Origin of the sequence: Halobacillus salinarum, from assembly GCF_022919095.1 — a bacterium.
In the GTDB taxonomy this organism is placed as follows: domain Bacteria; phylum Bacillota; class Bacilli; order Bacillales; family Halobacillaceae; genus Halobacillus_B; species Halobacillus_B salinarum.
This window is the reverse complement of sequence record NZ_CP095073.1, coordinates 955,584-968,234: the sequence shown is the minus strand read 5'-3', so window position 1 is coordinate 968,234 and position 12,651 is coordinate 955,584. Positions and strand designations below refer to the sequence as shown.

The 12,651-nt window shown below is 48.7% G+C and carries 11 protein-coding genes and 1 pseudogene; 1 reads left to right on the top strand and 11 read right to left on the bottom strand.

Annotation, left to right across the window (positions count from 1 at the left end; all coding sequences use genetic code 11):
* The 7 genes from MUN89_RS05045 to MUN89_RS05015 all read right to left on the bottom strand — a co-directional run bounded on the left by MUN89_RS05045 (position 1) and on the right by MUN89_RS05015 (position 8,243).
* A complete protein-coding gene (locus MUN89_RS05045) occupies positions 1 to 633 on the bottom strand; it encodes a TetR/AcrR family transcriptional regulator (protein ID WP_244711948.1) in 633 nt (210 codons plus the stop codon).
* On the bottom strand, positions 623 to 1,573 hold the full coding sequence (gene meaB / locus MUN89_RS05040; RefSeq protein ID WP_244711947.1) for a methylmalonyl Co-A mutase-associated GTPase MeaB: 951 nt from the start codon (positions 1,571 to 1,573) through the stop codon (positions 623 to 625). The genes MUN89_RS05045 and meaB overlap by 11 nt, the downstream gene beginning before the upstream one ends.
* A 17-nt stretch (positions 1,574 to 1,590) precedes the next feature.
* Positions 1,591 to 2,730, bottom strand: coding sequence for an acyl-CoA dehydrogenase (locus tag MUN89_RS05035; protein ID WP_244711945.1), 1,140 nt, complete (start codon positions 2,728 to 2,730; stop codon positions 1,591 to 1,593).
* Positions 2,731 to 2,744: 14 nt separating this feature from the next.
* The gene (locus MUN89_RS05030) at positions 2,745 to 3,890 is read right to left on the bottom strand and encodes an acyl-CoA dehydrogenase (RefSeq protein ID WP_244711943.1); all 1,146 of its coding nucleotides are present in this window, start codon (positions 3,888 to 3,890) and stop codon (positions 2,745 to 2,747) included.
* Between the two features lie 20 nt (positions 3,891 to 3,910).
* The gene (locus MUN89_RS05025; protein WP_244711941.1) at positions 3,911 to 4,762 is read right to left on the bottom strand and encodes a 3-hydroxybutyryl-CoA dehydrogenase; all 852 of its coding nucleotides are present in this window, start codon (positions 4,760 to 4,762) and stop codon (positions 3,911 to 3,913) included.
* A gap of 13 nt (positions 4,763 to 4,775) precedes the next feature.
* The gene (locus MUN89_RS05020) at positions 4,776 to 5,963 is read right to left on the bottom strand and encodes an acetyl-CoA C-acetyltransferase (protein ID WP_244711940.1); all 1,188 of its coding nucleotides are present in this window, start codon (positions 5,961 to 5,963) and stop codon (positions 4,776 to 4,778) included.
* Between the two features lie 147 nt (positions 5,964 to 6,110).
* Positions 6,111 to 8,243, bottom strand: a complete 2,133-nt coding sequence (locus MUN89_RS05015; RefSeq protein WP_244711938.1) for a heterodisulfide reductase-related iron-sulfur binding cluster — start codon at positions 8,241 to 8,243, stop codon at positions 6,111 to 6,113.
* 192 nt (positions 8,244 to 8,435) lie between these two features.
* On the opposite strand from MUN89_RS05015, the gene cls reads away from it, so the two are divergent.
* Positions 8,436 to 9,626 carry a cardiolipin synthase gene (gene cls, locus MUN89_RS05010; RefSeq protein WP_244711936.1) on the top strand — a complete coding sequence of 397 codons (1,191 nt, stop codon included), beginning with the start codon at positions 8,436 to 8,438 and terminating at the stop codon, positions 9,624 to 9,626.
* 3 nt (positions 9,627 to 9,629) lie between these two features.
* Here the strand turns inward: cls and MUN89_RS05005 are convergent.
* From MUN89_RS05005 to MUN89_RS04990, 4 genes and pseudogenes are all read right to left on the bottom strand, one after another.
* Positions 9,630 to 9,808: pseudogene (locus MUN89_RS05005) on the bottom strand (XapX domain-containing protein).
* A 145-nt stretch (positions 9,809 to 9,953) separates the two neighbouring features.
* Positions 9,954 to 11,624 carry an arginine--tRNA ligase gene (gene argS, locus MUN89_RS05000; RefSeq protein WP_244711934.1) on the bottom strand — a complete coding sequence of 557 codons (1,671 nt, stop codon included), beginning with the start codon at positions 11,622 to 11,624 and terminating at the stop codon, positions 9,954 to 9,956.
* A complete protein-coding gene (locus tag MUN89_RS04995) occupies positions 11,621 to 12,061 on the bottom strand; it encodes a YwiB family protein (RefSeq protein ID WP_244711932.1) in 441 nt (146 codons plus the stop codon). The genes argS and MUN89_RS04995 overlap by 4 nt, the downstream gene beginning before the upstream one ends.
* 84 nt (positions 12,062 to 12,145) lie before the next feature.
* Entirely contained in the window at positions 12,146 to 12,592 is a 447-nt protein-coding gene (locus MUN89_RS04990) for a hypothetical protein (RefSeq protein ID WP_244711930.1), read from the bottom strand.
* Positions 12,593 to 12,651: the final 59 nt, after the last annotated feature.

Here is a 12,651-nt window from a genome sequence, read left to right as displayed (position 1 = left end):
TTATGATTGAGTTTCTTTGAGTTGACTGCTTAAGCCTTCCAGCAGTAAGTGGGTTTGACGTTCAATATAAGTGTCCAACGTAAACGACCGTTTTAAAATCCAGCGGCGGAAGCCCCACATCTGTCCTTGAACGAAAATGTTATTCGCAATTAAGGCGACATCTGCTTCTGGAATCTTTTCAGACAGGCTGTTTACAATCACCTGTTCAAGCATGGCAACCATGTCCCGTTCTTTTTGCAGCACGTAATCCTGCGCATCCTTCGATAAGGATTTGACCTCCTGGTACATGACGAGCACTTCGTCCTGCATGCCATCCATCAGCTGAAAATAGGAGCGAATGGCTTGCACGAGATTTTGAAGACTCGTTTCATTCGTATCAATCGAAGCTTCCATGCGTTCCTTTACGCGCTGGTAAATGGAATCACAGACGAGAAATAACACATCCTCTTTCTTGCGAATGTATTCGTAAAGCGTGCCGATGCTGAATCCGGAAGCTTTGGCAATTTCACGCGTGGTCGTCTTGTGGAAGCCTTTTTCTTTAAAAAGAGCCACAGCCCCTTTGATCATTTGATTCCTTCGTTTCGAGACGAGCGCTTCATCCTTGATCGAAGATGGAACTTGGTTATTCACCATGGTCATTCTCCCTTCTGATCCATTGTTGGAACCATTCGCGGGCAAGCTGGTAAGGATCAGCATCTACTTCTTTCAATGCTTGTTGTTTTTCCGGGTCTTTTTCGACCTCTGCCTGCACACTGCGCCAAATTTCCTCGCGGATCAGTTCGTATACTTCAAGCTTGAGCTGCTGATTGCGCTGCTTTTCACCTTGGGCTGTGTTCCATAAATAATCCCGGTGCCGGTTCAGCTCATTCCAAAGTGTATCCATCCCCGCATTTTCCGTGGAGATGGTCTCAACAATCGGCGGCTGCCACCCTTTCGGCTGGGCGATCATCATATATTCTTCAAGGGTGGTTTTTAATTTTTCCACCCCGGGTAAGTCTGCTTTATTAATGATAAATAAATCGGCAATCTCCATAATCCCTGCTTTGAAGATTTGCAGCACATCACCGCTGTTCGGCGTCAGCACGAGACCAGTTGTGTCGACGACCTTCATAATATCAAGCTCCGACTGTCCGACGCCGACGGTTTCGACGAGGATGATATCAAAACCGTAAGCATCGCAGACGCGGATCGCGTCTTTCGTCGCTCGTGCAAGCCCCCCTAAGCTGCCGCGTGTCGCCATGCTGCGAATGAAAATGCCGGGATCGGTAAAATGCTGGTTCATCCGGGTTCTGTCACCGAGAAGCGATCCGCCGCTGAAAGGACTCGTAGGATCAACGGCTACGACTGCAACCGTGAGATCCTGGCTGCGAAGGTAAGTGAGCAGGCGGTTGATGAGCGAGCTCTTCCCCGCCCCTGGTGAACCGGTGATCCCGATGTAGTGGGCATTTTTCTTAATGGAAAAAATGTCGCTCATCAGCTTCAGCTTCTCTTCGCCTTCGCCTTCTGCGAGTGAAATGGCCCTGGCGAGAGCCCTCATATCCTGTTTTTGAATCCTTTCAGCAAGCGGGTGCATACCATCGTCCCTTTCTGTTACTGTGTGACCATCCGCCCGATGACGAGTCGTTGAATTTCATTAGTACCTTCATAGATTTGTGTAATTTTCGCATCACGCATGTATCGTTCGACAGGATAATCCTTCGTATAGCCATAGCCGCCGTGAACCTGGACGGCTTCGGTCGTAATGTTCATCGCGGCATCTCCGGCAAACAATTTCGCCATTGCAGACGCTTTGGCATATGGAAGGCCTTCGGATTCCAAGTACGCCGCCTGGTATGTTAATAGACGAGCTGCTTCAATGTCCGTCGCCATATCTGCCAGCTTAAAGGAAATGCCTTGCATCTTCGCGATCGGCTTGCCGAATTGTTCCCGCTCTTTCGCGTAACCGACTGACGCATCAAGAGCCCCTTGAGCGATTCCCACGGCTTGGGCAGCAATGCCGTTGCGGCCGCCGTCCAGCGTCATCATCGCAATTTTAAAGCCCTGCCCTTCTTCTCCAAGCAGGTTTTCTTTAGGAATTCTGCAATTTTCAAAAATAAGTTCTGTCGTTGGAGACGAACGGATGCCGAGCTTTTTCTCTTTCTTTCCGAAGCTGAAGCCTTCTGTGCCTTTTTCTACGATAAAAGCACTGACCCCTTTACTTCCGGCACTCGGGTCTGTCTTGGCGAACACGATATAAAGGTCGCCGACGCCTCCGTTAGTGATCCATACTTTGTTGCCGTTCAGCACGTAGTGGTCGCCGTCAAGCTTCGCCTGGGTACGCATGGATGAAACGTCGCTTCCTGCTCCTGGCTCCGATAAAGCATAGCCTCCTAGTTTTTCTCCCGTTGCAAGCTGGGCTAAGAACGTTTTCTTTTGTTCTTCGTTCCCGAACTTGTAAATCGGCCAGCTGGCGAGGGAAATGTGGGCGGACAACGTTACCCCTGTCGACGCACACACACGGGATAGCTCTTCTACAGCGATTACATAGCTGACAAAATCTGAACCGATGCCGCCATACTCCTCCGGCCACGGAATCCCCGTCAAACCGAGCTCTGCCATTTTGTCAAAAATCTCACGGTCGAACCGTTCTTCTTCATCACGCTCAGCAGCCGTCGGCTCGACTTCTTTCTTTGCAAAATCCCGGACCATTTTTCTGAGCATTTCCTGTTCTTCTGATAATTTAAAATCCATTGCTGCTCCTCCTCTTAATCTTTCAACAAGTGGTTACTAATGACAATTCTCTGGATTTCACTCGTGCCTTCATAGATTTCGCATACTTTGGCGTCCCTGAAAAATCGCTCAACTGCATAATCCTCGGTGTAGCCGTAGCCTCCGTGAACCTGGACGGCTTCAATCGCTGTGTTCATCGCTGTCTTTGAAGCAAACAGCTTGGCGATGGATGCTTCTTTGCCGCATGGCTCGCTGTTGTTATGCAAATAGGAAGCCTGGTAAACTAATAGTTTTGCAGCCTCCACTGAGGTGGCCATATCGGCAAGCTTGAAGGAAATCCCCTGGTTTTTAGCGATCGGCCTGCCAAACTGCTCACGTTCCTTCGCATACGCCGCTGCGTGTTCAAAAGCGGCTTCCGCAATTCCAAGTGACTGGGCAGCGATACCGATTCTTCCAATGTTCAAGTTGGAAAGAGCAATTTTAAAGCCTTCGCCTTCGTTGCCAAGCAGCTGAGAAGCAGGCACCTGGCAGTTGTCAAAATTTAAAGAAACGGTACTTGAACCATGGAGCCCCATTTTTTTCTCAGGCTTTCCGACTGAAAAGCCAGGTGTGTCCCGTTCGACAATAAAAGCGCTGACGCCCCGGCCATTCTTCTCTTCCCGGTTAGTCCGGGCAAAAACGATAAACGTATCGGCTTCCCCACCGTTAGTAATAAATACTTTCGAGCCATTTAATACATAATGGTCTCCTTGCTTCTCCGCACGTGTTTTTAAGCTGCCGGCATCAGAACCGGCACTCGGTTCCGTTAAGGCAAACGCGCCTAAGTATTCCCCTGAAGCGAGCTTAGGCAAGTACTTCTGCTTCTGCTCATCTGTGCCAAAGTAAAGGATAGGATTGGTCCCGACAGACGTATGCACAGACAGGATTACCCCTAACGTCGCACTCACTTTTGACAGTTCGTGAATAGCAATAATGTACGAGGTATAATCCATAGCTGCCCCGCCGTACTCTTCCGGCACCGGAATTCCCATCAAGCCAAGCTCTCCCATCCGCTTGACTAACTCGACCGGAAAACGGTCCTCTCTTTCCATCCGTTCTACGGCCGGAGCTGCTTCCTTCTCGGCAAAATCGCGGACCATTTTTCTCATCATTTCCTGTTCATCGGTAAACCGTATGTTCATGCAGCTTCTCTCCTTCACCTTTATTCGTAGGTGTAAAAACCACGTCCTGACTTTTTGCCAAGCCAGCCCGCTTTCACATACTTTCTCAGTAACGGACAAGGACGGTATTTGCTGTCGCCAAAGCCATCATACAGAACTTCCATAATGTATAAGCACGTATCGAGACCGATAAAATCAGCGAGCGCGAGTGGGCCCATCGGGTGATTCATGCCGAGCTTCATCACCGTATCGACATCCTCAGGGGAAGCGACACCTTCATAAACCGTGTAGATGGCTTCGTTAATCATCGGCATCAAAATCCGGTTGGAGACAAAGCCTGGAAAATCATTCACTTCCACCGGGGTTTTTTCAAGCCTATTCGTCATATCTTTAATGGCTTCAAACGTTTCGGCGCTCGTCTGAATGGCACGGATGATTTCCACGAGCTTCATCACCGGCACCGGGTTCATAAAATGCATCCCGATGACCTGGGACGGCCGCTTTGTTGCAGCTGCGATTTCGGTAATCGGCAAGGACGAGGTATTGGAGGCTAAAATCGTATGCTCCGGCGTAATTCCGTCGAGCTGCTGAAACACTTTCGTCTTCACTTCCATGTTTTCAACAACGGCTTCGATGACGAGATCACAGTCCGCCGCGTCTTCTATGTTGGTAGTCCCGGATAAATGGTGGAAGGCCGTGTCCTGTTCTTCGGATGTCATCCTGCCTTTTTCCACTGCCCGTGCCAATCGCTTTTCAATGCCTGCCAACCCTTTATCGAGGGCTTCCTGCTTCAGGTCGTTGAGCTTTACATCGACACCTGCCCGGGCAAATACTTGGGCAATCCCTGCTCCCATCTGCCCGGCGCCGATGACCATTACGTTATTGATCGTCATCTATTTCTCCCCCTTATTGCTTTGGAACTTCGATTAAGACCGCATCGCCCTGGCCGCCGCCTGAACAGATCGCTGCAATGCCAAGACCACCGCCGCGGCGTTTCAATTCATAGGCAAGCGTCAATAAAATACGCGCTCCGCTCGCTCCAATCGGGTGACCGAGAGCAACGGCTCCGCCGTTGACGTTGACTTTCTCCGGATCGATGCCCGCTATTTTCCCACTCGCAAGAGAAACAGCAGCAAAAGCTTCATTGATTTCAAATAAATCAATCTCATCGATGGATCTGTCTGCTTTTTTCAATAGTTTATTAATGACAAGCCCCGGCGTCTGCGGGAAATCCTGAGCTTCGACAGCCACTTCATCGTGAGCCACAATCGTTGCGAGTGTCTCTGCCCCGATCTGCTTGGCTTTTTCATCCGACATGAGCAGCATCGCGCAGGCGCCGTCATTGACTCCAGGAGCGTTCCCGGCAGTAATCGTTCCATCTTTGTCAAAAGCCGGACGCAGCTTTGAAAGCCTTTCGATGGAAGTATCCTTTCTCGGGGCTTCATCGGTGTCGATGACTAGAGGATCCCCTTTTCGCTGCGGCACTTCAACCGCTACGATTTCGTCGTTCAACTTGCCGTCTTCCATTGCTTTAACGGCCCGCTGATGACTGCGGTAGGCCCACTCATCTTGAGCTTCGCGCGTCAATTCAAATTGTTCAGCCGTACGGTTGCCATACGTTCCCATGTGGACGTTTTCAAACGAGCACGTCAGTCCGTCGTGGACCATCATGTCCTTGACAGCAGCATCGCCCATGCGCAGTCCCCACCTTGCCTTTGGCATAAAGTAAGGAGCGTTGCTCATGCTTTCCATTCCACCCGCGACAACCACGTCTTCATCCCCCAGCCGGATGAACTGATCCGCCATCGTAACGCTGCGCATGCCGGAAGCGCACACTTTGTTTACGGTTTCGGTTTTTATATCCCAAGGAATCCCTGCTTCGCGGGAAGCCTGCCTGGACGGAAGCTGACCTTGGCCGCCTTGCAGAACAGATCCCATAATGACCTCATCCAGCTCCTCTGCCTTGTAGCCCGCTCGTTCAAGCGCTGCTTTTATGACAATTCCCCCTAGCTTCGCTGCTGTTAATGGAGCAAGCCCGCCTCCGAATTTGCCAAATGGTGTCCGTGCCCCTGAAACGATCACTGTTTTACGCATGTTTGATTTCCTCCCTTTATTGATAACGCTTTCAAAAAACGACGATTGAACGCTCGCTCAATTTCGCCTCATAAGGAAAGTGTACATAAAAGAGCGTACACTTTCCACAAATTTCATAATAAATTTACTTTTTTTACACGCTTTTCGCTAAGCGGTCTTTTCCTGTTTTTCAGGAAAGACAGACTTGGCGAGAATCTCGGCAATATCCATCGTGCTGACTTCTTCTTCCACTTCCTTCGCCTTCGTCCCGTCCGAAAGCATCGTCAGACAGAACGGACAGCCGCTTGAGATCATCGTTGGATTAACTTCCAATGCCTGTTCGGTCCTGGCAACGTTGACACGGTTGCCGGATTTTTCTTCCATCCACATCATTCCCCCGCCGGCGCCGCAGCACATTCCGTTTTGGCGGTTTCGCTTCATTTCTACCACCTTCACCCCAGGAATCATTTCAAGCACTTCCCGCGGTGGCTGGTACACTTCATTGTACCGGCCGAGATAGCAGCTGTCGTGATACGTGATCGTCTCATTCACTTCTGCTTCAGGTTTTATCCTGCCTTCTTTCAGCCACTGGGACAGCATTTCGGTATGGTGGTACACTTCAGCCTCCAGCCCGAAGTCCGGGTATTCATTTTTGAAAATGTTGTACGCGTGCGGATCAATCGTGATGATTTTCTTCACGTTATGTTTTTCGAATTCTTTCATGTTTTTCTCGGCAAGCTCCTGGAATAAAAACTCATTTCCCATCCGGCGCGCCGTGTCACCGGAATTCTGTTCTCTATTACCGAGAATCGCAAATTTGATCCCTGCTTTATTCATCAGCTTCGCAAAAGCAACCGCGATTTTCTGACTGCGGTTGTCGTAAGATCCCATCGAGCTGACCCAGAATAAATAGTCAAAGTCTTCGTCTGATTTCTTCAGTTCCTTCACGGTTGGGATATGAACATCCTCATCGATGTCACGCCAGTTTTCCCGTTCTTTTTTGGAAAGCCCCCACGGATTGCCCTGACGTTCGATATTCATCATCGCCCGCTGTCCATCGGAATCCATCTTTCCTTCCGTCAGCACTAAATACCGGCGCAGGTCGATGATTTTATCGACGTGTTCGTTCATGACTGGACACGCATCTTCACAGTTCCGGCAAGTCGTACATGCCCAGAGCTCTTCTTCGGTAATGACATCACCGATTAAGTTCTTTTTGTTGACTTCCTCAACAGCTGCCGCTGCTTCACCCGTGTCTTGAGAGCGGGCCATTTGCGCAAGCTGGTTGCCCTCGGTTCCGGAAAAAGCATACGCCGGCACCCATGGATTATTACCGGTTACGGCGGCTCCTTTTTCTGTTAAGTGATCGCGAAGTTTAATAATTAAGTCCATCGGCGACAGCATTTTACCTGAGCCGCTGGCCGGGCAGACATTCGTACAGCGGCCGCATTCCACGCAGGCATAGAAATCGATCATCTGCAGCTGCGTGAACTCTTCGATTTTGCCGACTCCAAAGGATACATCCTCTTCATCAGCCTCTTCATCAATTTCGAAATCAATCGGCTTAAGCTTGCCCGGCGGGTCTTCCCTGCTTAAAAACACATTGACCGGTGCCGCCAGCAAGTGGGCATGCTTCGATTGAGGCACATAGACGAGAAATGTTAAGAGAATGAGCAGGTGCACCCACCAGCAAATAAAAAACACGGTAGCTGCAGCAGCAGGCGGAAACCACGAGAAAGCGCTTGCAATTAAAGTCGCAACAGGCTCTGTCCAAGCTCCTTCATGCCCGTGCCATACAAGCCCCATGCCATTCCCCAAGAGGACGCTGATCATCAATCCGCCGATAAAGAGCAGCACAAGCCCTGCTTTAAAGCCGCGTTTTAAGCGGACGAGCTTTTCAATATAACGGCGGTAAAATGCCCAGATGACAGCGACTAAAATCATCAGTGTGACAAGTTCCTGAAAAAACGTAAAGCCCGGATACAGCGGTCCTAAAGGCAGATGGCTGTCCGGAGCCAGTCCCTTCCAAATGAAATCAATGGCGCCGAATTGTACTAATAAAAATCCATAAAACATCATGACGTGAATCGCGCCGGATTTTTTATCTTTTAGCAGCTTTTTTTGTCCAAATACATAAATCCATATTTTCTTTAGTCGTTTCTTAATCTCCCCATCAAACTCAAATTTCCGTCCCATTTGGATGTAAGCGATACGCGTTCTAACGATACGGACAAATAAGTACAAGCCGTAAACGGTTACACCAAGGAACAAAATCCAGTTTGCCACTAACAACGGATTCATTACCTCTCCCCCTCTTTGTTGTCATCGCAGCATGCGACATACAGCTCAGAAACCTGCCAATTTTCTGAATCTTATACCTTTACTATAAATTATGAATGAGCATTCAGTCAACATATATTTTCGCGTTCCTTTTGTTCAAAACCGTGAAATTGGGGAAACTATGTCTACCGATCGCAATAGGAGGAGATTCGTGTGGGACTGCTGCTTGCCATTTTTATCCTAATCATGTTCATATTACTGTTAATTGTTGATTTTATCATGGGCCGAAAAGCACATAAGCCATCTGCCCAGTACCTTTCGTTCGGAAAAAGTGAAGGAGAATACCAGCTCTATCAGAACGGTGCTCCTTTGTTTGAAGATTTCTTTCAGGATATCGCCGAAGCGAAAGAACAAATCGACGTGCTTTTTTATTTAATTGACGACAGCCAGATCAGTTTACAGCTGCTTGATTTACTGAAGAAAAAAGCCGAAGAAGGTCTTCCCGTCCGCTTAATGGTCGACCGCCTCGGCGGCTATAAAATGGACCGGAATATCGTCCGCGGGCTCAGGGAATCCGGCGTTTATTTCAGTTTTTCAGAATCCCCGCGGTTTCCCTTCTTTTTTTATAAGCTGAACCGGAGAAATCATAGGAAGATTACGGTGATTGATGGGAAGGCGGCCTATGTCGGAGGGTTTAATGTCGGGAAAAATTATATTGGGGAAAACGCCAAATTCGGGAATTGGCGGGACTACCACCTACGGATCGTCGGCCCTGCTGTCGAAGACCTTCACACCATTTTCGCTGCGGACTGGGAAATGGCTACAGGTGAAAAAATGGAACCTGTAAACTCCGATCACCAACTGGACCGTTACCGCCTTCGGTTCGCGGCGACTGATGGTGTGAATTTGGAAGAGGAGTTTCTGCAGTTGATCCACATGGCTGAGAAAGAAATCTTTATCGGCACGCCTTATTTCATCCCTACTGAACAACTGATGAGCGCCTTGGAGCAGGCGCTTACGCGGGAGGTAAAGCTTCACATCCTCGTCCCATTAAAAGCGGACCACCCGTTTGTCAAACCTGCAGCTATCCCTTACCTCAAACGGATGAAAGACCTCGGGGCAAAGATCTCCTTGTTTGACGCCGGTTTTTACCACTCCAAAATCTTCATTATCGATGAAAAAGTGGCTGATATCGGGACGGCAAACTTCGACCGCAGAAGCCTGTTTTTAAATAAGGAGGTCAATACATTCGTTTACGACCCTGGATTTATAAAAGAATTAAAAGAATTGTTTATGAAAGATGCCGGTCAGTCGATTGCTTTTGACGAAGCGTGGCTGTCCAAACGGTCGCTCACTACGAAAATAAATGAAAAGATCGCAATACTATTGCGACCTTTACTGTAACTGCTATTTAAACAGCTGAACGATCATCGGTCCCGCCCAGCTGAACAATTTAAATCCGAGGTAAATGCCGACGATGCCTGTGATCCCTGATAAGGCAGGGGAGCAGGTATCGGAAGCTTCAACGCGGCAAAGAGAACACCAACGATCAAGCCGGCTAATAAGGCTAAAAAAATTTTATCCATAAAAAACGGTACTCCTCTCATGGTTTCTGCTGTTTATATTATATGAATGCTGTTCTATTCTAGCAGAAAAATCTCTTACATCAAGCACAAAAAAAGAACGCCCCTGCCCAGCTTGGCAGAGACGCCCTTTTGTTATCCTATGCACTTACATTTGATCTGGTGCAGAAACACCGATCATTTTTAATGCATTCGAAAGTGTAATCTGAACCGCCTTCATCAAGGAAATACGTGAAGCTGTCCGCTCAGGTTCGTCTGGATCGAGCACTTTCTCCGCGTTATAGAAACTATGGAGATTTGAAGCGAGATCGAAGGCATACTGCGTTACGCGGTGCGGCGTTCTGTTCCCCGCTGCTTCTGCGACCACTTGCGGGAATTCCCCCAGCCGCTTCAAAAGATCCTCTTCTTTTTCGGAAGAAAGCCTGCTTCCGTCAAATTCCCCGACTTCGGTGAGTCCTTTCTCTTCTGCCTGCTTGAGCATCGTGCAAATCCGAGCATGAGCATACTGGACGTAGTAGACAGGATTTTCATTGGACTCGGAACGAGCCAGGTCCATATCAAAATCAAGGTGCGAATCGCTTGAACGCATCGAGAAGAAGTACCTCATGGCATCGATTCCAACTTCTTCCATTAATTCTCTAAGCGTTACGGCTTTCCCGGTCCGTTTACTCATCTTTACGCGTTCCCCGTTTTGGAACAGGTTGACCATCTGGATGATTTCAACTTCGAGTGTATCTTCCTTGTAGCCCAGCGCCTGGATGGCCGCTTTCATCCTTGGAATATATCCGTGGTGATCGGCGCCCCATATGTTAATTAGCGTATCAAAGCCCCGGTCAAGCTTATTTTTATGGTAAGCGATGTCCGGCGTTAAGTACGTATAGGTGCCGTCATTTTTAATAAGGACGCGGTCTTTATCGTCGCCGAATTTCGTCGTTTCAAACCAGGTGGCATCGTCTTTCTCATAAACATACCCTTGCTCTTTCAACACGTTTAATGCGGACTGGATTCTATCTCCTTCATACAGGGACATCTCAGAAAACCATTCGTCAAACGGAACACGGAACTCTTCCAGGTCCGTTTTGATCTTATTTAATTCGTATTTTAACCCGTATTCACGGAAGAAGCTGAGCCGTTCCTCCTCAGGCTTGTCCACCCACTTGCTGCCATCTTCGTCTGCGAGCTTCTGACCAAGGTCAATGATGTCCTGTCCGTGGTAGCCATCCTCCGGCATCGCCCACTCTTTACCAAGTGCCTGCATGTAACGGGCTTCTACAGACAGGGCAAGGTTGGCCATCTGGTTGCCGGCATCATTAATATAGTATTCCCGGGAAACTTCATAGCCTGCCGCTTCCAGAACATTGCAGAGAGAATCGCCTACTGCCGCTCCTCGTGCGTGTCCAAGGTGCAGCGTCCCTGTCGGGTTGGCCGAAACAAACTCGACTTGAATCCGGTGGCCGCCTCCTGTATTGGTCCGGCCGTATTGATCATTTTCCGTAATAATGGCCGGCACAAGGTCCGTTAAGTATTGATTGTTCATGTAAAAATTAATAAAGCCGGGACCGGCGATTTCCATTTTTTCGATCGATGCTTTCGACTTGTCGAACTCTTCAACAAGCTCTGCTGCGATGGCACGAGGATTCTTTTTAGCAATACGCGCGAGCTGCATGGCCATATTTGTCGCGTAGTCCCCATGAGCTTTATCCTTCGGCTGCTCAAGCACAACCGCCGGCATTTCATCCTCACCTGCCAGTCCTGCTGCCTTAACCGCACGAACGATTTCCTCCTTGAGCTTAAGCTCCGTTTTTTCAACGATATTCATGCTTTCCTCTCCTCCTCAAACGTCACGATCAAGCGATGGGCTTGGATGACTTCATGGTTTAATGTCATTTGATACTTAATGAACAGACGGCCGAGCTTTGACCCTTCAAGCGGCTCAAACTCGATGTGATCGGTTTTCGTTTTCATATGAAAAACGCCATACGTATGGCGGTACGTATTCTCGGTTTCGATTTGAGGATTGAATACCTGCCGCATGTCTACGCCCCCGGAACGTTTAATACTGACATGATTCGGCTTAACCGTAATCATCGTATCAACGGGCTCTCCTTCATCAGGATGCTCCGTAAACGTCAGCACCTGGGTATCCCCGCGCTGAAAAAACTGCCCTGGCTCCTCGATGGTCATCTGTTCTTTTCGATTTTCATCGCTGATTTCTGTCACGAGCTGGACCTGGACATCCGTGGCATTGCTCGGCATAGTTCATCGCTCCCTCATCACGTACTCTTTAACTTATCTATTATAAGAATTCACAAGAAAAAACACAAGCGCGACCTGTTTCCATCATGCGAGCAGCTGCTGTAACTGGCTCCGGATATCCTCGATCTCCTTTAAATGACCCGATGTGCTGTAGGCGGCATACAAGGCTGTAATTGCTAGTATTATAGTCACATACCAAGAATACGAAACCTGGTTTTTAAAGGGGCGCCGCTGTTTATAAAATAGAAAGAGCACAAACGGCAGCAGCAGCCCGATGACTGTCACATCCTGCCGCCAATGCTCGCGCTCGACCGACAACGCAAGCAGAAATTGGAGCATCTCTGCCTGCTTCCCTTCGACATTGATGGTATTTTCATCTGGGCTGATCCAACCTTTTTCCACGGTCAAGCTCTGGTCGCCGATCGTATAATCGTACCCCGACGGATTCCATTGAAAGCTGAAGGTAAGAATTAACAACAGCCCCATAATAACGGCATAAGAACCGATGATTGCTAGCATTTTCTTATTCAAATGAACGCGCTCCTTTTCATGAATAAAAGCCACTATGAAACCAATCACAGTGGCTTTTT

Excerpts from the sequence above, each read along its gene's own strand:
- MUN89_RS05045 (WP_244711948.1), bottom strand. The coding sequence starts at position 633 with ATGGTGAATAACCAAGTTCCATCTTCGATCAAGGATGAAGCGCTCGTC.
- meaB (WP_244711947.1), bottom strand. The coding sequence starts at position 1,573 with ATGCACCCGCTTGCTGAAAGGATTCAAAAACAGGATATGAGGGCTCTC.
- MUN89_RS05035 (WP_244711945.1), bottom strand. The coding sequence starts at position 2,730 with ATGGATTTTAAATTATCAGAAGAACAGGAAATGCTCAGAAAAATGGTC.
- MUN89_RS05030 (WP_244711943.1), bottom strand. The coding sequence starts at position 3,890 with ATGAACATACGGTTTACCGATGAACAGGAAATGATGAGAAAAATGGTC.
- MUN89_RS05025 (WP_244711941.1), bottom strand. The coding sequence starts at position 4,762 with ATGACGATCAATAACGTAATGGTCATCGGCGCCGGGCAGATGGGAGCA.
- MUN89_RS05020 (WP_244711940.1), bottom strand. The coding sequence starts at position 5,963 with ATGCGTAAAACAGTGATCGTTTCAGGGGCACGGACACCATTTGGCAAA.
- MUN89_RS05015 (WP_244711938.1), bottom strand. The coding sequence starts at position 8,243 with ATGAATCCGTTGTTAGTGGCAAACTGGATTTTGTTCCTTGGTGTAACC.
- argS (WP_244711934.1), bottom strand. The coding sequence starts at position 11,624 with ATGAATATCGTTGAAAAAACGGAGCTTAAGCTCAAGGAGGAAATCGTT.
- MUN89_RS04995 (WP_244711932.1), bottom strand. The coding sequence starts at position 12,061 with ATGCCGAGCAATGCCACGGATGTCCAGGTCCAGCTCGTGACAGAAATC.